Genomic DNA, 22,654 nt, shown 5'->3' with positions numbered 1-22,654 from the left:
GGGTGGCTCCACGGCCGGTGGAGCCCCTCGTTCCGGCCCGTCCCTCTGTCGCTGCCGACCCGATCATGTAAGGATCTACCCGCAGGTATAGGCCGGACAGGCGGAGGTGACGGAATGTCAGCAGCACACCGACCCAAGGAGTGGGTGCGCAGGGCACTCGTCTGCGGGGCGCTGCTGGCCGCCGCGGCCCTGGGGATCCCCGCCCAGGCCTATGCCGCACCCGACGATCCCACGCCGGACAACCGGACGCTCGTCGTGCTGCTGGAGCAGTTGCAGGACCTCTACCTCAAGGCCGAGCAGGCCACCGAGACCTACGACCAGGCCAAGGTCGAACTCGAGGAGAACCAGGGCAAGGCCGACCGCCTCGACCGGCAGCTCGCCGAGGAGCGCACCGAGCTCAGCGACGCCCGCGCCCTGGCCGGGCAGCTGGCGCGGGAGCAGTACAAGTCGGGCGGGGTCTCCCCGTACCTCAACCTGCTGCTCAGCGACGATCCTCAGGACGCCTTCACCCAGGGGCACATGCTCGACCGCGCCGCGGGCAGCCAGGCCGAGCTCGTCGCCCAGCTGGAGAACGGCGAGAAGCGGATCGCCGCGCTCAACCGGGCCCAGCAGCACGCGCTGGACGGCTCGGAGCAGCTGGAGAAGAAGCAGCGCGAGGCCAAGGAGGAGATCGAGCGGCAGCTCGCCGACGTCGAACGGATCCTCGCCGGCCTGACCGGGACCCAGATCGAGGACCTCCAGAAGCTGGAGGAGCAGGGCATCGACCAGGCACAGGCCGCCTTCCTGCGCTCCGGCAGGCTCGGCAGCGTGGCGCTCACGCCGTCGAAGTCCGGCAACCGGGCGCTGAGCTTCGCCTACGCCCAGCTCGGCAAGCCGTACGTGTGGGGCGCCGAGGGCCCGAAGGCGTACGACTGCTCGGGCCTCACCTCGCAGGCCTGGGAGCACGCGGGCACCACCATTCCGCGCACCAGCCAGGAGCAGTGGAAGCAGCTGCCGCACGTCCCGCTGAACCTGCTGCGCCCCGGCGACCTGGTGGTCTACTTCCCCGGCGCCACCCACGTGGCGATGTACATCGGCAACGGCATGGTCATCCAGGCCCCGCGCCCGGGCGGCGTCGTCAAGATCTCCCCGATCGCGGCCAACCCGGTCCTGGGCGCGGTCCGTCCCGACTCGGACGACCCGTCGATGAAGCACTACGTCTCCCCGGTCGCCCCCAAGTCGGCCCACGACCCGACCCCGCTCGGCACCGCCTCGCGCTCCTGAAGCCGCGCCGGCGGCCCGTACCCACGGGCGCCGGCACCGGTGTGACCGGGGTCTCGCCGGCATCGGACAGACCTGTCTGTTAGTTTTGCCGTGAGGGGCCCGCCGGGCCCCGGCGAGGATCACGGTGAGCACCATGCCCACGACGGCGAAGCGCCTCCCGGCGCGCGAGCGCATACTGACCACGGCCGAGACGCTGTTCGCCGCGCACGGTCTGCGCGGCGTGGGGGTCGACCGGATCATTGCCGAGTCGGGCGTGGCCAAGTCCACGCTCTATGTGCACTTCCCCTCCAAGGACGAGCTCGCCGCCGCGTACCTGCGCAGGGTCGACGACTCCTGGCGGGGCAGGCTGCGCGCCGCCGCGCTGGCGGCCGGGGACGATCCCCGCGAGCAGCTGGTGGGCCTGTTCGACGCGGTCTCGGCCTCGTACGAGCGCCACGGCTTCCACGGCTGCCCGTTCATCAACGCCGCCGCGGAGAGCGAGCCGGGCAGCCTGCCGCACGAGGTGACCGTGGCGCACAAGCGGGCCGTGCGGGCATGGGTGCGCACGCTGGCAGAGGCGGCCGGAGCCGCGGACCCGGACGAGCTCGCGCTGCAGTTGACCCTGCTCGTCGACGGCACGCTGGCCGCGGGCAAGCTCGAGCAGGACCCGGCGATGCCGGCCGCCGCCAAGGCCGCGGCACGCGCCGCGGTCGACCGGGCCTGCCCGCCCGCAGCCTGATCCCGGCCCCGCCCTCGTCCGCGCCATGGCGACGAGGGCGTTCCTCCGAGCTGAATCAAACAGACCTGTCTGTTCGAAAGGACATCCGATGACCTCCTCCCGCCCCCCGGTGGGCGCCACCATGCGCGCGGTCCTGCTGGAAGAGTTCGGCAGCCCCCTCGTCCTGGGCGCGATCCGCACCCCCGTCCCGGGCCCCGGCCAGGTGCTGGTCCGGATCGCGGCCTCCGGGGTGAACCCCCTGGACACCAAGATCAGTGCCGGGAAGGCCGCCCACGCCCGCACCCGGCCGCCCGCGGTGCTCGGCCTCGACCTGGCCGGCGTGGTCGAGGAGGCCGGGGCGGACGTCACCGGCTTCGAGCCCGGCGACGAGGTCTTCGGCATGACCGGCGGCGTCGGCGACCTGCAGGGGTCGCTGGCCGAGTACGCGGCCGTGGACGCCCGGTTGCTGGCCCGCAAGCCCGCAGCTCTGACGATGCGTCAGGCCGCGGCGCTCCCGCTGGTCTTCATCACCGCCTGGGAGGGCCTGGTGGACCGGGCCGGCGTTCACGAGGGGCAGAAGGTGCTGGTCCACGGCGGCGCCGGCGGTATCGGGCACGTGGCCGTCCAGCTCGCCCGGGCCCGCGGCGCACAGGTCTTCGCCACCGGTTCGCCGCGGAGCCTGGAGACCATCGCCGCTCTCGGGGCCACCCCGATCGACCGCACCACCACCCCGGTCGACGCCTACGTCGCCGAGCACACCGGCGGCGAGGGCTTCGACGTCGTCGTCGACACCGTCGGCGGGGAGACGCTCGACGCCTCCTTCGCCGCGGTGCGCACCTACACCGGCCACGTGGTGAGCGCCCTCGGCTGGGGCAGCCACAGCCTCGCGCCGCTGTCCTTCCGCGGGGCCAGCTACTCGGGGGTCTTCACGCTGCTGCCGATGCTCACCGGCCGCGGGCGCGAGCACCACGGCGAGATCCTGCGCGAGGCCGCCGCCCTCGCCGAGGCCGGTGCCCTGCGGCCGCTGGTCGACCCGCGCCGCTTCACCCTTGCCACGGCCGCCGAGGCGCACGGTGTGGTGGAGCGCGGCGAGGGCCGGGGCAAGGTCGTCGTCGACGTCGACGTATCCGGGTGACAGCACCGGGTGACAGCACCGGGTGACGGTGCCAGGCGGGTGGGTGGCTCGGCTGTCCCGCCGTCTCGCTCCCTTCGGTCGCAAGGATGCGGCTGCGGACGAGAGGGTGGCGGTCCGGGGCTTCGCCGCAGGGTGCGGGCCGGTTAGTGGTGGGGGTTCAGGCGCCGGATCGGGGTGCCTTTCCGGTGGCGCGGGTCTCGTTGCCGTCCGCGGGTAGAGATGGCCGCTTCCACGCCCACTGCCGGTGGTGGGCGCGCCCGCCGTAACCGGCGACTGCCGCTGATTCGGGGTGCTGCCGAGCGTTCTGCAGGAGATCGGGCCCACTTTCGCCGACATGTTCGGCGGAACAGAGCCCGATGTCGAGGAAGCACCCGCAGACGCAGGTCACGGCGGGCGCGCCACCCACGAACGGTGGGCGTCGCAACCGGCCATCTGCACCCGCGGACGGCAACGAGACCGCAACCGTACGAGCAACCGGCCCCGCTCCGGCGCCTGAACCCCCGCCGAGGACCAACCCCGCACACCGCCGCGAAGGGCCGCCCCCACCCTCCCCGTCCGCAGCCCGCCGCTTTGCGCCCGAAGGGCGCGAGACGTACCCGCACCCGCCCACCGGCGGCACCGCCCAGCCGGCCCACCCACCCGGTCAGCGGCGGTAGCAGTACGAGTCCGAGGAGGCGTCGCCGCCCTGCAGGCGCGTCTGGTGCACCCGCAGTCCCCCGAAGTCGGTGCCGTGCGGGAAGAAGCCGCCGTCGACGCCGAGCCCGCCGCCCGAGGTGTCGGCGTCGAGCTTGATCATCCAGGGGTCGATGCCCTCGGGGTAGAACTGCTCGTCCCAGGCGGCGTAGAGGGAGTTCGTCACGTACACGCGCCGTCCGTCGCGGCTGAGTTCGACCATCTGCGATCCGCCGCTGAGCGGGACGTCCGGCTCCGCGGGATGGGTCCCCCGGCCGGCGATGCCGCCCAGCCGCACGGACGCGGTCAGGCTCGGCCGGAGCGGGTCGCGCACGTCGTACTGGAGGAGGTCGCCGGTGCCCCATGCGGATACGTAGAGCCACCGGTCGTCCACCGTCAGGTCGATGTCGGTGATCAGCGGGGGCACGGCGCCGAACGGCCGCAGTGCCGGGGGCAGGTCCTCCGCCCGGGCGGGCTCGGCGGGCAGGGTGATCACCTTGCGGACCGTGAACTCCTCGCCCTCGCGGTTCCACAGCCACACCGAGGCCGACAGGTCCTCGACGTCGACGACGGTGTTCACAAACCCCCAGGTCGCCTCGGGGTCGTGGGAGGGGCGCAGCTCCAGCACCATCTGGTTCCGGTCGCCCAGGTCGACGCGCTGCAGGTGCCGGCCGCTCTCCAGGTCCCAGAAGTGCACCGCGTGCCCGTAGCGGCGGTCCAGCAGCAGTTCGGGGACGAGCCCGTCCTCGATCATCGAGGGGCTGCCCCACTCGCTGGTGACGGCGATGTTCTGGCGCAGGTGCCACCAGACGTCGTAGGCGAGCCGCTGCGGTCCGCGCTCGCTCTCCCAGGCGCGCAGCACGTCGAAGGTCTCGTGGTCCAGCAGTGCGACGCCGCCGGGCCCGTCCGCGCCGTCCGCGCCGTCCGCGCCGCCCAGGCAGGACAGGAACACGCCGTCGGGACCGCAGTGGAGGGTGTGCGGCCGCGAGTACCCGGCCCGGGCGGCCAGTTCCCCCGCCTCCACCACCTTGACCAGGCGCGGGCGGGCCGGATCGGGGACGGTGTCGAGGACGTGCAGCCGGGAGGAACGCAGTCCCGGGACGATGAGGTAGCGCCGCGCGGCATGGCTGTGGCCGGCGTGGGCCAGCGCGCTCGAGCAGGCGTTCCAGCCGAAGTGGTGCAGTTCGTTGCCCCGGTCGGGCAGATCGACCCGGGCGGCCACCCGGCCGTACGCCGGGGACCCCGGGTCGGTGACGACGGTGAACAGCGCGTCCGGGAGCGCGCCGGCCGGGTCGAAGCCGACGACGTAGGCGAGCCCCTCGGGTGGCGCGGCGACCGCGTCCGCCGGGGTGCGGTACAGGGTGGGGTCGAGGTGGCCGTCGCGGTCGTGCTCGGTCGTCGTCATGGCCGTTCCCTCTCCCGTACAGGAGCCCCGGCCAGGGGCCTTGCGCGGCGCACGGCCGGGCCCACCCGTGCGGGATCTTTGTGCGGACGCCGGACAGATGTCCCCTACGACGAGCGTTTCACAGCCCCGCGGACCCTGCCACGGCGGAAGGGGAGCGGCCCGCCACGGCCGCCCCGGGGCCGGGACCGGGTGCCGCCACGTCCCTTCGGCCCGAGGGCCGCGACCGTCCTCGTCGCGGCCCCGCTCGTGACGTGTGTACCGGTGAACGCCGCGCTCCCCGTCGACCGGCTGTGCTACTCGATCGCCGCCGCCGGCTCGGACGCCCTGCTGGTGCGGAAGGACGAGGTCGTCACCCTGACCGGTCTGAGCCGTCTCACCTTCGCGCTCACCGGGATCGTCCTCCTGCGCCGGCGGCGTGCGCCGCCGGCGCCGTGGAGCGGTCAGGCTCCGGCGACGGAGGCCAGGTAGGCGCTGGTCGCCTCCGGGTCGTAGAAGTACGCCTCGTAGTCCGACGGGTCGTCGAAGCCGTTGGCGAAGCGGTTCGCCACGGCCGGCAGCTGCCCGGCGGCGCCGATCAGGCCCAGGACGTGCTCCGGCGGCGGGCCGAGCAGGGCGTTGGTCCACTTGGTCACCGGTTCGGCGGTGGCCCAGAAGCGGGCGAAGGCGGACTCCATCCAGTCCCGGTCGAACGGCTTGTCGCCCTGCTCGACGATGGCGTCCAGGTAGGCGGCCGCGCACTTGGAGGCGCTGTTGGAGCCCTGCCCCGTGATCGGGTCGTTGGCGACGACGACATCCGCGACGCCCAGCACCAGCCCGCCGGAGGGCAGTTCCGCGACGGGGTGCCGGACCACCGGCGCGAAACGCCCGGCCAGGGTGCCGCCGGCGTCCGTCAGCTCGACCCCGCGGGCGCGGTCGTACTCCCAGGGGATATGACGCTCCATCAGCTCCAGGGTGATGCGCAGGTGTTCCTGCGGGTCCTTCACGCCGTCGAAGACATCGAGCGGACCGCCCGGCAGCCCCTCCCAGAAGAGGATGTCGCAGGGGCCGGAGGTGGTGAGCGCCGGGATCACGATGAGCTCACCGGCGCCGGGCACCATGTTGAGCCGCACCGCGTGGAAGTCGGGGTGCTCCGGGCGCGGGGCGAGGCCGTGCACATAGGCGACGGCCAGCGCCCGCTGCGGGCTGTCGTACGGGGAGCGCTCCGCGTTCCGGCCGAACATGGAGACCAGCTCGCCCTTGCCCGCCGCGACCATCACCAGGTCGTAGGCGCGGGCGAAGTAGTCCAGGTCCCCGACGGTCACACCGTGGACGACCAGCTTGCCGCCGCGCTCGACGAAGGTCTCCAGCCAGCCGGCCATCTTCACCCGCTGGTCGACGGACTGCGCGTACGCGTCGAGCCGTCCGACCCAGTCGATGGGCCGGGATCCGTCGGGGGCGGCGACGGAGACGCCCAGGCCCTCGATCCGGGGGGTCTGGTCCTCCCAGAAGTTGACGCCGAGATCGCGCTCGTGCGCCAGCGCCGTGCCGAACATGCACTGGGTGGAGATGACACGCCCCTGGCGTATCTCGTCCGCCGTGCGGTTGGACATGACGGTGACCTCGTATCCCCGGGACTGCAGGCCGAGGGCCAGTTGGAGCCCGGACTGGCCGGCTCCCACGATCAGTATCTTGCGCAAGGCGGCATGCTCTCTCGTGCGGTGCGGCTTGGGTGCGTCCGGCGGGCGTCCCCACGACTCCCCCGGAAGACTGCTACTCCGGCTGGGCGACGAGGGCCTGCTTGACCAGGGCCAGCAGCACCTGGATCACCGACTGGCGGTCGCGGGCGTCGCATATCACCACCGGGACCTCGTCGGGCACGGCGAGCGCCTCGCGGACGTCGATCTCCTCGTAGGCCGTGGTGCCCTCGAAGCGGTTGACCGCCACGGCGTAGGGCAGCCCGCTGCTCTCGAAGTAGTCCAGCGCCGGGAACGCGTCGGCCAGCCGGCGGGTGTCGGCGAGGACGACGGCGCCGATCGCCCCGCGCACCAGGTCGTCCCACATGAACCAGAACCGCTGCTGGCCGGGGGTGCCGAACAGGTAGAGCACCAGCTCCCGGTCGAGGGTGATGCGGCCGAAGTCCATCGCCACCGTGGTGGTGGTCTTGTCCGGGGTGGAACCGAGGTCGTCGATGTCCTCGCTGGCCCGGGTCATCACCGCCTCGGTGGTGAGCGGGGTGATCTCCGAGACCGCGCCGACGAAGGTGGTCTTGCCCACCCCGAAGCCGCCCGCCACCACGATCTTGGTCGAGGTGGGGGCGTGGCTCACGTCCAGTTGCCACTCCTGCAGGCCGTCTTCTTCCGCGAGGGACGACATGTCAGAGCCTGCGAAGTCCACCGAGCACCCTCTCCAGCAGCGCGCGATCCGGGGCGCCGGGCCCGTGCCCGGTCCCGTACACGCGGATCCTTCCCTGATCGGCCAGGTCGCTGAGCAGCACCCGGACCACACCGAGCGGCATGCGCAGCAGCGCCGAGATCTCCGCCACCGAACGCATCCGGCGGCACAGTTCCACGATGGCCCGCATCTCCGGCATGACGCGCTCGGCCCAGCTGCCCGAGGTCAGCTCCCGGCGCTCGGCGGAGCCGTCGATCGTCGCGACGAAGGTCTCCACCAGCAGCACGTGGCCGAAGGACGTACGGCCCCCGGTCAGCGCGTACGGCCGCACGCGGGCGGCCCTGCGCCCGGCACCCCGTACCGGCAGGACGGCGGCCGCCTGGGCCGCGGGGATCACCGGACGGCGCATCAGCGGCTCTCCTCGATCGCCTGGCGCAGCTCCGTGCGGAGCGCGGGGGTGAGCACATGGCCGGCCCGGCCCACGAACAGGGCCATGTGGTAGGCCACCACGCTCATGTCGCACTCGGCGTCCGCGTGGACGCCGAGCAGCGAACCGTCCCCGATCGTCATCACGAACACGCTGCCGTTCTCCATCGACACGCCCGTCTGCCGCACACCGCCGCCGTCCATCAGACGCGCGGCGCCGTCGGTCAGCGACGCGATGCCGGAGACCACCGTGGCCAGGTCGGCGGAGGTGCCCGCCGGGCCCTTGGGCCGTCCGGCGGTGCCGTCCGCCGCTCCTTCGTCCGCCGTGTCGGCCTCGTCCTCGGGTTCCGAGGTCAGCAGCAGCAGTCCGTCCGAGGACACGACGGCCACGGAGCGGACCCCGGGCACGTCCTCCACGAAATTGCTCAGCAGCCACTGGAGGTTACGTGCCTCGTGGCTCAGGCCCCGTTCACTCTGGGTGTCCGTACCGGCCGACATCAACCGCGTGCCTCCTCGACGCCTTCGGCTTCGACTTGTTGGTGTCCCCCCGAACTGCCCTCTGCTGCGGCCGCGTCCGCGGCCTTCCTCGGCGCGGGCAGGCCGCGCCGGATCTCCTGCGTCTCGGCCCGGGCGTCCGCCCGGCCGTCGCGCAGGCCCTGGGCGAAGCCGCCGAGCTTGCGCCGCAGTTCCTCCGGGTCCACCCCGCCCCCCTGGCGGGTCCGTCCGCGGTCCTGCGGTTCGCCCGAGAGCCCCGTGGACCGCGGCACCCGCTGCGGAAGCCCCTTGGCGGTGAGGGCGACCCCGTCCTCCGGCACCTCCGCGGCGGCCGCGGCCGCCGCCTGTGCCGGAGCCGGCGCGGCTTCGGGAGCCGGCGTCACGGCCGGGGCGGACCGGTCGGCGCGGGCGTGCTCGATGGCGTCGCCGCCGGGCTCGGCGGCTCCGCCGGTCCCTTCGACGGCCACCTCGTCGGGCGCCGCAGCGGATGCCTCGCCGGCCGGCTCCGCCGCGGGCACCTCGCGTTTCTCGGACGCCACACCCGCCACGGGCGCCGGCGCCGTGTGCTCCGGCTCCCCGGCCCGCTCCTCGCGGGCCCGGCGCAGCGCCTTGCGCGGCTGCCACGGCTCGCCCGCGACGGCCGCCTCCACGGGGGTCTGCGGGCCGTCCGGGTCCTCCGCGGGCGCGGTCAGCGCCGTCGGGACGACCACCACGGCCGTGGTGCCGCCGCGCTTGGCGTCGCGGAGCTGCACGCGGACGCCGTGCCGGGCGGCGAGCCGGGCGACGACGTACACGCCCATGCCGGTGGCCTCGGCGACGGAGGTGAGCTCCGCCGGATCGGCCTGCGCCAGCAGGGTGTTGAGCTCGTCCAGCCGGGCCGTGGGGATGCCGATGCCCTGGTCCTCCACCGACAGCATCAGCTCGCCGCTCTCCAGCATCCAGCCGGACAGCTCCACCTCGGTCTCCGGCGGGGAGAACGCGGACGCGTTCTCCAGGAGCTCGGCGATCAGGTGGCTGAGGTCGTCGGCGGCGAACCCGGCGATGCGTCCCGCGGGCAGCTGGTGGATGCGGACGCGCTCGTACTTGTCGATCTCGGAGACGGCGGCGCGCGCCACGTCGACCAGTGGAACGGGCTTGGGGTGCGCGTGGCCGTGCTCGGCGCCCGCGAGCAGCAGCAGGTTCTCGCTGTTGCGGCGCATGCGCGTGGCCAGGTGGTCCAGCTTGAACAGCTGGGAGAGCTCGTCCGGGTCGTGGACCAGATCCTCCAGCCGCTCGATCAGCGTGAGCTGGCGCTCGACCAGACCGAGGGTGCGGAGCGTCAGGTTGACGTAGGTACCGTGCACGTTGTCCTGCAGGGTGCCCAGGCGCGTCGTGAGCGCGTCCTGCCGCCCGTGCAGCAGATCGCGTTCCGCGGCGAGGGCGTCCCGTACGCCCTGGAGCTTGGTGTGCTCCGCGTCCTGCGTGGCGACGCGCCCGCGCAGCCCGGCGGTCTCCGCGCGGAGCGCGTTGATCGCCCGGGCCGTCGCCGCGAACTCGTCGGAGCCGACGATCCTGACCTGCTCGCCGGCGGGGACGTCCCCGCGGGCGAAGCGATTGAGCGCGGCGGCCGGGCGGGTGATGGAGCGTGCCGTGGAGACGCCGACGCCGAGGACGAGCAGGAAGCACACCGAGGCGAGGGCGACGTGGAGTTCGAGGGCCGTCACGTCGTCGTCGCGCAGCGCGGCGAGGCGGTCGGCGGCCGCCGCCGCGAGCGAGGACTCCACGCCGCGCATCATGTCGATCCGTGCGGAGAGCGCCGCCCGGACCGTCGCCGGCTTGAGCGCGCGGTCGGCGGCGGACAGCGAGGAGCCGTCCAGCAGTTGCCTCAGCCGCTTGTCGGCGGCCTTGACGTCGGAGCCGGTGACCGTCTGGTCGTACTGCTCGACCGCGGCCTGCGAGGCCCCGCCGCGGAAGTCGGCGAGCGCGGACCGCTCGCTGACCGCGGCGGTCCGCGCGGCGCCGACCAGGCCGGACTCCCCGCCGCCCGCGGTGAGCGCGCCCACCAGCAGGCCGCGCTGGACGGAGGCCTGGTCGACGGCGCGGGCGAGCTCGGGCAGCACGGTGGTGTCGGCGGAGGCACCACGGGCGGGCAGCGAGCGGGCGACGGCGGAACCGACCCCGTTCAGCGCCCGGATCGCCGGGTCGTAGGCCGCGACGGCGGCCTCCGCGGAGCCGGGACCGGAGAGCACCTTCTGCCGGACGTCGGGGAGTTCCCCGAGCCGCCGGACGACCTCGGCGGTCGCGTCGGCGAAGGCGGGGGCGTCGTCGGTGTCGGCCTCGGCCGCCGCCGTCAGCACTTCCTCGGTCTGACGGTCGACCCGCTCCCGCTGCGTCTCGGAGACGCCGGTGCCGCCCTCGGTGGAGCGGCCGCCGGCCACGAAGACGGCCATGTCGTCACGTTCGTCGGCCAGGGCGTGGGACAACGAGACCGCCTGGGCCTCGAGCCGCGCCATGCCGACCAGCCGCTGTGCCTCGGCCAGATCGCGCACGCCCGTGGCAATGCCAGGAGCGGAGGCGGCCAGGACCGTGACGGCGCAGATCAGCAGGGCGCCCAGCAGTCTCTGCCGTACGCGCTTGGTCCGCGGGTTACGTCGTGTTCGCACCGGTGCTCGCTATCCCGTCTCGCCTGGTCCACTGGTCCCGAGATGACGACACATCGGCCGAGCGCCGAGCACGGCAACGTCTGGCCCCATCCCGGCATCGTCCCGACCTTCTCAGGCCGGCCCGGACTGCAGATGTGCGTCCCCCGCCTCGACACTCGAACGAGTGAATCGCACGGACAAGTTGACGTTCAACTCCCCCGCGGGATCGTTGCGCGCGCGTCCCCCGTCGGCCGGTCCCGAAACTGGCATCGGAGCCGCCGCCCTGGCAGGATGCGCCCCTTCACTCACCGGTAACTGCCGGCGGGCACCCCCGGGGTTCGAACAGCTCCCCCGGGCGGCTGCTGCAGACTGGCCGCATGCGCATCGAGACGGCGACCGAGCCCGGCAGCCCCGGACGCCCCAACGAGGACTTCGTGGCCGTGGCCATGCCCGCGTCAGGCGGCGGCGGTTCACTGGTCCTGCTGGACGGCGTCACCCCTCCCGACGGCCCCACGGGATGCCGGCACGACGTGCCCTGGTACGTCGCCCGGCTGGGCGGATCCATGATCGAACTGTCCGTTTCGCCCGCGGCCCCGAGCCTGGCGCAGTGTCTCGCGGAAGCCGTCCTGCGCACCGCCGACGCGCACCGCGACACCTGTGACCTTTATCACCGCCGCACCCCGCAGGCCACCGTGGTGGCGGTCCGGTGGAATGCGGACAGCGTGGAGCATCTGGTGCTATCCGACTCGGTGTTGCTCATCGAGGACACCGCAGGTCAGGTCGGTGCCGTACGCGACGACCGGCTGGACCGGCTGCCCGCTCCGGTGCCCGCGCTGCGCGCCGCGGTGCGCGCCCTGCCGCGCGGCACGGCGGCCCGCGCCGGGGCCGCCGCGGAGTACGGACGGGCGGTGGAGGCACTGCGCAACACCGAGGGCGGGTTCTTCACCGCGGCGGCCGACCCCGCGGTCGCGGACCGCGCCGTCACCGGCACCCGGCCGCGCTCCCGGGTCCGCGCGGTCGCGGCCCTGACGGACGGCGCCGCCCGTCTGGTCGAGGTCTTCCACGAGCAGGACTGGCAGGGCACGTTCACCCTGCTGCGCAAGGCCGGAGCCGGGGAACTGCTGCGCCGTGTGCGCGCGGCGGAGTCCGCGGACCCGGACGGCACCCGCTTCCCGCGCGGCAAGGTGCGCGACGACGCGACCGCGGTGCTGGCGCAGTGGTGACGGCGGCGGGGCCGCACGCCGGGCGGACGGCCGCGCGGGTTACGCGCCCTCCTGCTCCTGCGAGGAGTTCAGCTGGCCCAGCAGCCGGGCCAGTTCGCGCAGTTCGTCGCGGTCCCAGCCGCTGAGCCGGTTGACGTAGCGGGCCCGGCGCGCCTGCCGGACCCGCGAGAAGCGCTCGGCGCCCTCCGTGGTCAGCTGCACCAGGAAGGCCCGTCCGTCGGCGGGGTCCGGTTCGCGCCGGACGAGCCCGAGGTCCTCCAGGGCGCGCAGTTGACGGCTCATCGTGGCCTTGCCGACGCCGAAGTAGCCGGCGAGCACGGTGGCCCGCTCGGGTCCGGTCTCGGCGAGCCGGGCGAGGATCCCGTACGCGGCGGGCTCCAGGTCGGGATGGACCTCGCGGGCCATCTCGCCGGAGGAGGCACGGGCACGCCGCAACAGGACGGTGAGCTCGCGTTCGAGCGCCTCCATCACGGGATCCGCCTCCCTGGGGGAGCCGGCGGTTCCGGCCACCTGGTCACCCGCCTTCCGTCGTGAAAACGTCTCGTCTCCGGCCGCCCTGTGCGCAGCGCCCCCAGTATTTCGCAGGCGCGGACCAACCACGTGACCAGGGGCACTTCCACATCTGGTGTCCCGCCGACGGCCGCACGCGCGGAGAGCGGCCCCTCCTCAGGCCGTGGGAGGGGCCGCTCTCCGTTCACCCGGTCGGGGCCTCGCTCAGGCCGCGACCGAGGGCTCCGCCGCCGACGGCGCGGGGCCGTCCTCCAGGCCGGAGTCCGCGCCGGTGACGGCGGGCTCCAGGGCGAGCTTCAGCACGTGCCGGACGTCCGAGACCGCGTGAACCTCCAGCTTCTCCAGGACCTCGGCGGGGACGTCGTCCAGGTCCGCCTCGTTCCGCTTGGGGATCACCACGGTGGTGATCCCGGCGCGGTGCGCCGCGAGCAGCTTCTGCTTGACGCCGCCGATCGGCAGCACCCGCCCGGTCAGCGACACCTCGCCGGTCATCGCCACGTCGGTGCGGACCCGGCGCCCCGACAGGAGCGAGGCCAGAGCGGTGGTCATGGTGACGCCCGCGCTCGGACCGTCCTTCGGGACCGCGCCCGCGGGGACGTGGATGTGGACGCCGCGCTCCTTCAGATCGCCGACCGGCAGCTCCAGTTCGGCGCCGTGCGAGCGCAGGAAGGAGAGCGCGATCTGCGCGGACTCCTTCATCACGTCGCCCAGCTGACCGGTGAGCTGCAGCCCGCTGCCGCCGGTCTCCGGGTCGGCCAGCGACGCCTCGATGTAGAGGACGTCGCCGCCCGCGCCGGTCACCGCCAGGCCCGTGGACACGCCCGGCACCGCCGTGCGCCGCTCCTGCGGGTCCTGCGCGGACTCCGGCACGTGGTGCGGCCGCCCGATGAGCGCCCGCAGGTCCTCCGGCGTGACGGTGTACGGCAGTTCGCGCTCGCCGAGCTCGTGCTTCGCGGCGACCTTCCGCAGGATGCGGGCGAGGGACCGCTCCAGGGTGCGCACGCCCGCCTCGCGGGTGTACTCCCCCGCCAGCTTGCGCAGGGCCGCCTCGTCGACCGTCACCTCCTCCTCGCCGAGCCCGGCCAGCTCCCGCTGGCGCGGCAGCAGGTGGTCACGGGCGATGACGACCTTCTCGTCCTCGGTGTAGCCGTCCAGCCGCACCAGCTCCATGCGGTCCAGCAGCGGCTCCGGGATGGCCTCCAGGACGTTGGCGGTAGCGAGGAACACCACGTCGCTCAGGTCCAGCTCGACCTCCAGGTAGTGGTCCCGGAAGGTGTGGTTCTGCGCCGGGTCGAGGACCTCCAGCAGGGCCGCGGCCGGGTCGCCGCGGTAGTCGGAGCCCACCTTGTCGATCTCGTCCAGCAGGACCACCGGGTTCATGGACCCGGCCTCCTTGATCGCCCGGACGATGCGGCCGGGCAGCGCGCCGACGTACGTGCGCCGGTGACCGCGGACCTCCGCCTCGTCGCGGACGCCGCCGAGCGCGACGCGCACGAACTTCCGCCCCATCGCGCGGGCCACGGACTCGCCGAGCGAGGTCTTGCCGACGCCGGGCGGGCCGACCAGGGCCAGCACCGCGCCGCCGCGGCGCCCGCCGACGACGCCGAGACCGCGGTCGGTGCGGCGCTTGCGCACGGCCAGGTACTCGGTGATCCGTTCCTTCACGTCGTCCAGACCCGCGTGGTCGGCGTCCAGCACCGCCCGCGCGCCGGGGATGTCGTAGGCGTCCTGGGTCGTGGTGTTCCAGGGCAGCTCCAGGACGGTGTCGAGCCAGGTGCGGATCCAGCTGCCCTCGGGGGACGCGTCGCTGGACCGCTCCAGCTTCTCGACCTCCTTCAGGGCGGCCTCGCGCACCTTCTCGGGCAGGTCGGCGGCCTCGACGCGGGAACGGTAGTCGTCCGCCTCGTCCTCCGGGTCGCCGTTCAGCTCGGCCAGCTCCTTGCGGACGGCCTGCAGCTGCTGCCGCAGCAGGAACTCGCGCTGCTGCTTCTCCATGCCCTCCTGGACGTCCTTGCGGATGGTCTCCGCGACGTCCTGCTCGGCCAGGTGGTCACGCAGCCACTGCGTGGCCAGCTTCAGCCGGGCGACCGGGTCCAGGGTCTCCAGCAGCTCGATGCGCTGGCTGGTGGTGAGGAAGCCGGAGTAGCCGGCGTTGTCCGCCAGCTGCGAGACGTCCTCGATCTGCTGGACGCGGTCCACGACCTGCCAGGCGCCGCGCTTGCGCAGCCAGCTGGTGGCCAGGGCCTTGTACTCCTTCATGAGCTCCGCGACGGTGCCGGGAGCCTCGGCGGGCGCGGGCTCGGAGAGCTCGGTGCCCTCCACCCACAGGGCACGGCCGGGACCGGTCGTGCCGGCGCCGATGCGCACGCGGCTCACACCGCGGATGACGGCACCGGGATCGCCGTCCGACAGACGTCCCACCTGCTCCACGGTGCCCAGCGTGCCCACGCCCGCGTAGTCCCCGTCCACCCGGGGAACGAGCAGCACCCGCGGCTTGTTGCCGAGTCCGGGCTGTCCGGACCGCTGGGCGGCCTGTGCCGCCTCGACCGCGGCGCGCGCCTCGGCGTCGGTCAGGTCCACCGGCACGACCATGCCGGGCAGGACCACCGAGTCGTCGAGGGGCAGGACGGGCAGGGTGAGCGGCGCGAACGCCGACGAAGACGACTGAGCCATTATCTCTCCCTAAGCAATCAAGTTGAGCTATGCAGACTCAATGCATCTGATGCCCCCGGTGTTCCCTGGGCCGTGTTCGCTCTGAGCGATCGGCCGCGGAGCACCTTTCCCGGGCCCCGCGCGGGCGCCGTCGGGCGTCCTGGCCGCCCCCTGCCGAGAACCGCGCGGGGCAGCGGTGGCGATAGAGGGGCGTGAGACTCTTCCGGCCCATGAGCCACGAGCCGCCCGGGGACGACGCGCTGATGCGCGCGATCGCCCGGGGCGACACGCAGGCCCTCGCAGATCTGTACGACCGCCATTCCGGATGGCTGCACGCCCGGCTCACGCGGCGCTGCCCGGACCCGGAGACCGTCCGGGAGGTGCTGCAGGACACCTTCATGGCGGCCTGGCGCTCGGCGGGCACCCACCGCGGCGGGACCGCGGGCGGCTGGCTGTGGGTGATCGCCGCCCGTCGGCTGGCGGACGCCCGCCGCGCCGCGGTGCGGGCCGACACCCGCGAACTGCTGGCCGCGGAGGAGCCCGGCACCGCGCCCTCCGCCGAGGAGCACGTCCTCGCCGGGCTGGAGTACGGCGACGTGGGCGCCGCGCTCGACCGGATCTCCCCGGAACTGCGGGCCGTCCTGCGGGCGACCGTGATCGACGGCCTCACCACGCGGGAGGCCGCGCACCTGCTCGGGATACCCGAAGGCACCGTCAAGACCCGGGCCTCGCGGGCGCGCCGCGAACTGCGCGCCGCCCTCGCCGCCCTCGACCCCGCGGGAGGAACCGCATGCTGACCCCTGCCCGGGGGCGCCCCCGGCGTTCGCCGTCGACCCCTCGCTCGGCTCCGCGCCGGAACCGCGGCGCCTGGCACGTACCCGAGGACACGGCCGCCGCCTACGCCGACGGCACCCTCGCCGACACCGCCGCCTGGTCGGTGGACAAGCACCTGGAGTCGTGCGCGGCCTGCTCCGCCCGGATCTCCGCGCTGGTCCGCGCCGGCGCGGGCGGAGCGGTCCTCTCCGAGGTCCGGGACGCCCTGCTCACCGCGGCCGCGCGCACCGCGCCGCGGACGGCCGAAGCCCGGACGGCCGAGGTCCTGACGGCGGAGGCCCGGCCTCGGACGGCCGCTGCCCGGCCCTGGCTCGCCGCGATCCGCTCCGCGCGCACGCTGCGTCCAGCCTGGGTGGGGTCGGTGCTGCTGACACTGGCGGTGGCCGTGGCCCTGACGCGTTTCGGCGGGGCGCCGCAGGGGCGCCCCTGGCTGCTGGTGCTCTCCCCCGCGCTGCCGCCGGTGGGTGTGGCCCTCGCGTACGGGAGGTACGGCGACCCCGCCCACGAACTGGCCGCGTCGACGCCCTCCGGCGGGCTGCGGCTGCTGCTGACGCGCACCGGAGCCGTGCTGGCGGTGTGCGTACCGCTGCTGACCGCCGCCGGAGGCGTCCTGGCGGGCACGGGTGCGGCGGTGGCGTGGCTGCTGCCGGGCCTCGTGCTCACCGGGGCCACGCTCGCGCTGGGCAGCTGGACCGGCTGCCACCGGGCCGCCGCCGTGGTGACCGGCGGCTGGCTGGGCGCGGTCGTCCTCTGCGGACTCCCGCCCGCGTCCGCACCCCTGCTGCTCTCCTCCTCCGCGCAGCCCGCCTGGGCCGCGGCCGGCGCCGCCTGCGCCCTTCTCCTGACCCTTCGCCGTACCGCCTTCGACCACCTGGAGCGCACATGAGCACCGAAACGACGGTCTCCGTCGACGGTCTGACCGTGAGACACCGCAGGACCACCGCGCTGGACGCCCTCGACCTGCGCGTCGGGCGCGGGGTCCACGGGCTGCTCGGCCCCAACGGCGCCGGGAAGACCTCGCTGATCCGGGTGCTGGCCACCGTGGCCGGACACCAGGCGGGCCGCCTGGAACTGCTGGGCCACGATCCGGCGACCGGGCCCGGCCGCACCGCGATCCGGCGGCGCCTCGGCTACCTGCCGCAGGAGTTCGGCTACTACCCGGGCTTCACCGTGCGCGAGTTCGTGGCGTACGTGGCCTGGCTGAAGGAGATGCCCGCGGCCGCGGTACCGGCGGCCGTCGACCGCGCACTGGAACGGGTCGGCCTCGGCGACCGCGCCGACGCGAGGCTCCGTACCCTGTCCGGCGGCATGGTGCGCCGGGTCGGCATCGCCCAGGCCATCGTCAACGACCCGTACCTGCTGCTGCTCGACGAGCCGACCGCCGGCCTCGACCCGGAGCAGCGGGTGGCGTTCCGCGCCCTGCTCAGGGAAGTGGGCGCCACGGCGACCGTCCTGGTCTCCACCCACCTCGTCGAGGACGTGGCCACCGCCTGCACCGACGTGACGCTGCTCGACGGCGGCCGGATCGCCTTCCGCGGCACCCCGGCCGAACTGGCCTCGGCCGGGGACGACGACGCGGCCGGGGACAGCCCGATCGAACGCGGCTACACCTCGGCGCTGCGCCGCCACCGCTCCGCGACCTCCACCGTCCGGGAGGCCGCCGTATGAGCGCCACGGACACCCTGACCACCCCTCCGCGGACGCCTCCCGCCGCGCCCCGCGCGCAGCGTGTCCCCCGGGCCCGCCGTACCGAGCTGCTGCGCGGTCCCGGGCCGTGGACGGGCGCCGTACTGGCCGTGACCGTGATCGTCGCCGTGCTGGCCAGGCGGTACTCGCTGTTCGACACCTGGACGACGACCCAGGCGGCGCTCCGCGGGGCGGGCCTGCTCCTCGGCGGTCCGCTCGCCCTCGCCGCGGGCTGCTGGCAGGGCGGTCGCGAGCGGCGGCGCGGCACCGGCGACCTGCTCGCCTCGGCCGCGCGGTCGCCGCTGAGCAGGGCGCTGACGGCGGCCCTGCCGTCGATGGTCTGGCCGGTGCTGGGCCACCTGGCGGCGACCGCCGTATGCCTGGGGGTGCTGCTGCCGTACGCGTCCTACGGGCACCCCGCCTGGGACCTGGCCGCCGCGGACGCCGTGGCGCTCGGGGCCATGGGCGCGCTCGGCTTCGCGGCGGGGCGGGCACTGCCCTGGCGGTTCACGGCGCCGCTGCTCGCGATCGCCGGGTATCTGCTGCTCGCCATCGGCGCCTACGCCGAGTCGGGCGCCGCGCTGCTCAGCCCCGCGTACGCCGGACCCGGCGGTGACGTCGCGGTCTGGTGGGCCGCCCCCGTCGCGGCGGTGTGGTACGCGGGGCCGGCCGCCGCCGCGCTGCTGGCCGGTCACGCCCGGCGGCGGGTGCTCGCCGTCCTGCCTCTGGTCGTCGCCGTCGCCGCCGCGTCGGTCCTGTACCGGAGCGGCGACGGCGTGTGGCGCCCCGACCCCGCCGCCTCCGCGCTCGTGTGCGACGAGGGCACCCCCGCGGTGTGCGTCCGCGCGGTGCACGGCTCGGCGCTGCCCGCCGTGCGGGCGGTGGTGGACCGCATCGACGCCAGGCTGGACGGCGTCCCGGGGGCGCCCGTCCGGTACCGCGAGGGCGGCACCGGCGGCGCCATACCGGCCGGAGAGGTCCGGTTCGAGCTGTACGCCGGCGTCTTCCGAGGCCGCCTCGGCGACGACGGCATGCTCTACCGGGACTTCGTGTACGCGGTCACTTCCACGGTGCCGTGCGAGAGGGAACGGACCGATACGCGCGCCTACGCCAACGAGTACGCCGCCCAGGAGTGGCTGCGCCTCGGGCGTCCCCTCTTCCCCGCCGACCGGGCGGGGAACCGTCTCGCGCGGGCGGCGGCGGAGCGGTTGCGCGCCATGACGCCCGACGACCGCCGCGCATGGCTGGGCCGCTACCTGGCCGGCGTCCGGGCCTGCGACACCGGCGCGGTCCCGGCGCCGTGAGCCCCCAACGGACCCGTCGAGGAGCCCTGACGATGACCCCTTCCCTTCTGTCGCTCTATGTCCGTTCGCGCGGCCTGACCGGCGCCGCCGCCGCGCTGGCCGTCCTCTTCGCCGCCTCCCGGTGGAGCGCGGACTGGCTGGTCGGCCGGCCGTTCTTCGACACCGGCTCCCGCGTCCCGGTGGTCGTCCTCGCCCCGGTCCTCGCGGCGGCCGTCATCGGCGTCTCGCTCCACACCCACTCCCGGGAGGTCGACCGCGGCGCGCCGCTGCCGTGGTGGCGGTGGCGGGCCGTGCACCTGCTCGCCCTCACCGGTCCCGCGGTGCTCTGGCTGGGCGCCGCGCTCCCCGGGGACCCGGACCACTTCGGCGCTCCGACGATGGTCCGGGGGGTCCTCGGCTTCACCGGGCTCGCGGCCGCGGGCGCCGCCGTCCTGGGTGCCCGGCTGAGCTGGCTGCCGCCGGTGTTCTACGGCGGCGGCGTCTATCTCGCGGCTCCCCGTACGCCGGGCGGGGCGGCCGCGGTGTGGGCCTGGTCGATGCAGCCGGGCGCGCAGCCCGCGGCCTGGGCGACCGCCGCCGTCCTCTTCGCGGGCGGCGCCGCCCTGGTGGCCTTCCGGGGACCGGCCCCGGACGGCCGCGGGTAAAAACCCCGTCCGGCCCGGAGGATCACCTCATTACGCTGGGTCCATGTACGCGAACGATGAGGAACGGCCCGTCACGCTCGACCGTCGTGACGGGCCGTACGGGGAGATCGCGCTGCGGCGCAGCGGCGGGCGCTACGAGATCATCGCCAACGGCACCTTCCTGATGGACACCTCCGACGGCCGCTCGGAACGGCTGCTGGTCGACGCGGCGCTGGCCGCCCTCCCTGCGGACCGGGCGGACCTGTCGGTGCTGATCGGCGGGCTCGGGGTGGGATTCTCTCTGGCGCGGGCGGCGGGCGAGCCGCGCTGGACGCGGATCGCCGTGGCCGAGCGGGAGCGGGCCGTGGTCGACTGGCACCGCGCCGGCCCGCTGGGGGCCTTCTCCGGGAACGCGCTGCAGGACCCGCGGGTCCGCGTGGTCGAGGGCGATCTGGTGGCGTACGTCCGGGACGCGGACGTGAGGTACGACGCGCTGTGCCTGGACATCGACAACGGCCCCGACTGGACGGTCACCGAGGGCAACGCCGGGCTGTACGGTCCGGCGGGCCTCGCGGCCTGCAGGGCGCGGCTCGAACCCGGTGGCGTACTGGCGGTATGGTCGGCGCAGCCGTCCGCCGCGTTCGACGACGCACTGAGGTCGGCGCAGTTCACGCAGGTCCGGACCATCGAGATCCCGGTGAATCGGGGCGTTCCGGATGTCGTGCACCTGGCAATCAATCCCGCATAGCCGCGGCGTCGTCCCGCCCCGTACGCTGCTGCGCAACGCAAACGACCATGGGGGACCCCACATGGACAGCACACAGCCGACGACCGCCGACGCCGCAGCGGTGGCGGCCACCCCCGGCGCACAGCGCCGCGTGCTGGTGGTGGAGGACGACGCGACGATCGCGGACGCCATCGCGGTGCGCCTGCGGGCCGAGGGCTTCCAGGTCCGCACCGCGGGCGACGGCCCCGCCGCCGTGGAGACCGCCGCCTCCTGGCAGCCCGACCTCCTCGTCCTGGACGTCATGCTCCCCGGCTACGACGGCCTGGAGGTCTGCCGCCGCGTGCAGGCCTCGCGGCCGGTCCCGGTGCTGATGCTGACCGCCCGCGACGACGAGACCGACATGCTGGTCGGGCTCGGCGTCGGCGCCGACGACTACATGACCAAGCCCTTCTCGCTGCGCGAGCTGGTCGCCCGGGTGCACGTGCTGCTGCGCCGCGTGGAGCGCGCCACGATCGCCGCCCGCGACCCGCGCGGCGCCAACATGCAGCTCGGCGACCTGGAGATCGACAACGCCCAGCGCCGGGTCCGGGTCCGCGGTGCCGATGTGCACCTCACCCCGACCGAGTTCGACCTGCTGGTCTGCCTGGCCCAGCAGCCGCGCGCGGTGCTCTCCCGGGAGCAGCTGCTCGCCGAGGTGTGGGACTGGGCGGACGCCTCCGGCACCCGTACCGTCGACAGCCACGTCAAGGCGCTGCGGCGGAAGATCGGCGCGGAGCGCATCCGTACCGTGCACGGCGTCGGCTACGCGCTCGAGACGCCCACGCCGTGAGCCCCTACGGCGCGCCGCGCCCGCCGAAGCTGCGGGAACGTGTCTGGGCCGCGCTGAGGCCGTACGACCCCTTCCGGTCGATCAAGGCGGCACTGCAGTACCTGGTGCTCGCCTCCGTGCTGATCACCACGGGCCTGATCTTCGTGGCGATGCACTCCGCGACCGAGATCCGGATCATCACGATCTTCTCGATCATCGCCTCGCTGCTGATCTCGCAACTGGTGGCGCACGGGCTGACCGCGCCCCTGCGCGAGATGACCTCGGTCGCCAGCGCCATGGCGCGCGGCGACTACAGCCGGCGGGTCACCGCGGTGCGCCGCGACGAGGTCGGCGAGCTCGCCGAGACCTTCAACCGGATGGCCGCCGACCTGGAGGCCGTCGACCAGCACCGCAAGGAGCTGGTGGCGAATGTCTCGCACGAGCTGCGCACCCCGATCGCGGCGCTGCGCGCGGTCCTGGAGAACGTCGTCGACGGGGTCTCCGAGGCCGACCCCGAGACCATGCGCACCGCGCTGCAGCAGGCGGAGCGGCTGAGCCTGCTCGTCGCCCACCTGCTGGACCTCTCCCGCCTGGACAACGGCATCGTGCCGCTGGACGCCAAGCGCTTCGAGGTCTGGCCCTATCTGTCGGCCGTGATCAAGACCGCCGGCCTCGGCCTGCAGGACGGCCAGGCGCCGGGCCGGCGGGCCCGCAAGGACGTCCACCTCCACCTGGACGTCTCGCCGCCGGAGCTGACCGCGTACGCGGACGCCGAGCGGCTGCACCAGGTGGTCGCCAACCTGATCGACAACGCCGTCAAGCACAGCCCGCCCAGCGGCCGGGTCACCATCCGCGCCCGCCGCGGCGGCGGTCCCGGCAGCCTCGACCTGGAGGTCCTGGACGAGGGCCCGGGGATACCGGAGGCCGAGCGGACCCGCGTCTTCGAACGCTTCAACCGCGGCACCGCGGGACCGGGCGACGGCGGGACGGGGCTGGGGCTGGCGATCGCGCGCTGGGCCGTGGACCTCCACGGCGGACGGATCGCGGTGGCCGAATCGCCTCGCGGCTGCCGGATCCGGGTCACCCTCCCGGGGTCCGCCGCGGCATCGGCTTGACGCTCCTGCCAGGGCAGACGTTGCCAGAGGCAACCGGACCAGTCGATTCAGCACCCCATTCCCGCCAAACTCCGCCCCGAAACCGCCT

21 protein-coding genes are annotated in these 22,654 nt (G+C 74.4%); 13 read left to right on the top strand and 8 right to left on the bottom strand.

Features of this window, described 5'->3' with window-relative positions:
* The first annotated feature begins 114 nt into the window (after positions 1-114).
* The 3 genes from ACFW3D_RS26430 to ACFW3D_RS26420 all read left to right on the top strand — a co-directional run bounded on the left by ACFW3D_RS26430 (position 115) and on the right by ACFW3D_RS26420 (position 3,095).
* Positions 115-1,263 (top strand): C40 family peptidase, encoded by a 1,149-nt coding sequence (locus ACFW3D_RS26430; protein WP_500507784.1) that lies wholly within the window; start codon positions 115-117, stop codon positions 1,261-1,263.
* Between the two features lie 133 nt (positions 1,264-1,396).
* Complete coding sequence (locus ACFW3D_RS26425) at positions 1,397-1,981, top strand: TetR/AcrR family transcriptional regulator (protein ID WP_500507782.1); 585 nt, start codon at positions 1,397-1,399, stop codon at positions 1,979-1,981.
* A gap of 88 nt (positions 1,982-2,069) precedes the next feature.
* Positions 2,070-3,095, top strand: a complete 1,026-nt coding sequence (locus tag ACFW3D_RS26420; RefSeq protein ID WP_500507780.1) for a zinc-dependent alcohol dehydrogenase family protein — start codon at positions 2,070-2,072, stop codon at positions 3,093-3,095.
* Positions 3,096-3,738: 643 nt separating this feature from the next.
* Here the strand turns inward: ACFW3D_RS26420 and ACFW3D_RS26415 are convergent.
* The gene (locus tag ACFW3D_RS26415) at positions 3,739-5,172 is read right to left on the bottom strand and encodes a selenium-binding protein SBP56-related protein (protein WP_500507778.1); all 1,434 of its coding nucleotides are present in this window, start codon (positions 5,170-5,172) and stop codon (positions 3,739-3,741) included.
* Positions 5,173-5,433: 261 nt separating this feature from the next.
* On the opposite strand from ACFW3D_RS26415, the gene ACFW3D_RS26410 reads away from it, so the two are divergent.
* Positions 5,434-5,640: a hypothetical protein gene (locus ACFW3D_RS26410; protein ID WP_500507776.1), complete on the top strand. Its 207-nt coding sequence runs from the start codon at positions 5,434-5,436 to the stop codon at positions 5,638-5,640.
* Here ACFW3D_RS26410 and ACFW3D_RS26405 read toward each other — a convergent pair.
* The 5 genes from ACFW3D_RS26405 to ACFW3D_RS26385 form a co-directional block, all read right to left on the bottom strand.
* Positions 5,613-6,848 carry a styrene monooxygenase/indole monooxygenase family protein gene (locus ACFW3D_RS26405; protein ID WP_500507774.1) on the bottom strand — a complete coding sequence of 412 codons (1,236 nt, stop codon included), beginning with the start codon at positions 6,846-6,848 and terminating at the stop codon, positions 5,613-5,615. The two genes, ACFW3D_RS26410 and ACFW3D_RS26405, sit on opposite strands and share 28 nt — an antisense overlap.
* Positions 6,849-6,921: 73 nt before the next feature.
* Positions 6,922-7,524, bottom strand: coding sequence for a GTP-binding protein (locus ACFW3D_RS26400; protein ID WP_500507772.1), 603 nt, complete (start codon positions 7,522-7,524; stop codon positions 6,922-6,924).
* Between the two features lies 1 nt (position 7,525).
* Complete coding sequence (locus ACFW3D_RS26395) at positions 7,526-7,951, bottom strand: DUF742 domain-containing protein (protein WP_500507770.1); 426 nt, start codon at positions 7,949-7,951, stop codon at positions 7,526-7,528.
* Positions 7,951-8,466, bottom strand: a complete 516-nt coding sequence (locus ACFW3D_RS26390; protein WP_500507768.1) for a roadblock/LC7 domain-containing protein — start codon at positions 8,464-8,466, stop codon at positions 7,951-7,953. Before ACFW3D_RS26390 ends, ACFW3D_RS26395 begins: the two co-directional genes overlap by 1 nt.
* Positions 8,466-11,105 (bottom strand): sensor histidine kinase, encoded by a 2,640-nt coding sequence (locus ACFW3D_RS26385; protein ID WP_500507766.1) that lies wholly within the window; start codon positions 11,103-11,105, stop codon positions 8,466-8,468. The genes ACFW3D_RS26390 and ACFW3D_RS26385 overlap by 1 nt, the downstream gene beginning before the upstream one ends.
* Positions 11,106-11,461: 356 nt before the next feature.
* Between ACFW3D_RS26385 and ACFW3D_RS26380 the strand changes: the two genes are divergently transcribed.
* A complete protein-coding gene (locus ACFW3D_RS26380; protein ID WP_500507764.1) occupies positions 11,462-12,307 on the top strand; it encodes a hypothetical protein in 846 nt (281 codons plus the stop codon).
* Between the two features lie 39 nt (positions 12,308-12,346).
* On the opposite strand, the gene ACFW3D_RS26375 is transcribed toward ACFW3D_RS26380, so the two are convergent.
* Entirely contained in the window at positions 12,347-12,775 is a 429-nt protein-coding gene (locus tag ACFW3D_RS26375; RefSeq protein WP_245938932.1) for a MarR family winged helix-turn-helix transcriptional regulator, read from the bottom strand.
* 246 nt (positions 12,776-13,021) lie between these two features.
* A complete protein-coding gene (gene lon / locus ACFW3D_RS26370) occupies positions 13,022-15,490 on the bottom strand; it encodes an endopeptidase La (RefSeq protein ID WP_500507762.1) in 2,469 nt (822 codons plus the stop codon).
* Between the two features lie 209 nt (positions 15,491-15,699).
* On the opposite strand from lon, the gene ACFW3D_RS26365 reads away from it, so the two are divergent.
* The 8 genes from ACFW3D_RS26365 (at position 15,700) to ACFW3D_RS26330 (ending at position 22,566) form a co-directional block, all read left to right on the top strand.
* Entirely contained in the window at positions 15,700-16,266 is a 567-nt protein-coding gene (locus tag ACFW3D_RS26365; RefSeq protein ID WP_500507760.1) for an RNA polymerase sigma factor, read from the top strand.
* Positions 16,260-17,189 (top strand): zf-HC2 domain-containing protein, encoded by a 930-nt coding sequence (locus tag ACFW3D_RS26360; RefSeq protein ID WP_500507758.1) that lies wholly within the window; start codon positions 16,260-16,262, stop codon positions 17,187-17,189. Before ACFW3D_RS26365 ends, ACFW3D_RS26360 begins: the two co-directional genes overlap by 7 nt.
* Positions 17,186-17,971 carry an ABC transporter ATP-binding protein gene (locus ACFW3D_RS26355; RefSeq protein ID WP_500507756.1) on the top strand — a complete coding sequence of 262 codons (786 nt, stop codon included), beginning with the start codon at positions 17,186-17,188 and terminating at the stop codon, positions 17,969-17,971. The genes ACFW3D_RS26360 and ACFW3D_RS26355 overlap by 4 nt, the downstream gene beginning before the upstream one ends.
* The gene (locus ACFW3D_RS26350; protein ID WP_500507754.1) at positions 17,968-19,293 is read left to right on the top strand and encodes a hypothetical protein; all 1,326 of its coding nucleotides are present in this window, start codon (positions 17,968-17,970) and stop codon (positions 19,291-19,293) included. The genes ACFW3D_RS26355 and ACFW3D_RS26350 overlap by 4 nt, the downstream gene beginning before the upstream one ends.
* A 32-nt stretch (positions 19,294-19,325) precedes the next feature.
* Positions 19,326-19,937 carry a hypothetical protein gene (locus ACFW3D_RS26345; RefSeq protein WP_500507752.1) on the top strand — a complete coding sequence of 204 codons (612 nt, stop codon included), beginning with the start codon at positions 19,326-19,328 and terminating at the stop codon, positions 19,935-19,937.
* A 43-nt stretch (positions 19,938-19,980) separates the two neighbouring features.
* Entirely contained in the window at positions 19,981-20,664 is a 684-nt protein-coding gene (locus tag ACFW3D_RS26340; protein WP_500507750.1) for a spermidine synthase, read from the top strand.
* 61 nt (positions 20,665-20,725) lie between these two features.
* Entirely contained in the window at positions 20,726-21,472 is a 747-nt protein-coding gene (locus tag ACFW3D_RS26335) for a response regulator transcription factor (protein ID WP_431967385.1), read from the top strand.
* Complete coding sequence (locus ACFW3D_RS26330) at positions 21,469-22,566, top strand: HAMP domain-containing sensor histidine kinase (RefSeq protein ID WP_500507748.1); 1,098 nt, start codon at positions 21,469-21,471, stop codon at positions 22,564-22,566. The genes ACFW3D_RS26335 and ACFW3D_RS26330 overlap by 4 nt, the downstream gene beginning before the upstream one ends.
* Positions 22,567-22,654: the final 88 nt, after the last annotated feature.

Origin of the sequence: Streptomyces sp. NPDC058864, assembly GCF_042742985.1 — a bacterium.
In the GTDB taxonomy this organism is placed as follows: domain Bacteria; phylum Actinomycetota; class Actinomycetes; order Streptomycetales; family Streptomycetaceae; genus Actinacidiphila.
Note: the sequence above shows the minus strand (reverse complement) of the source record. Positions and strands in the feature narration are given on the sequence as shown.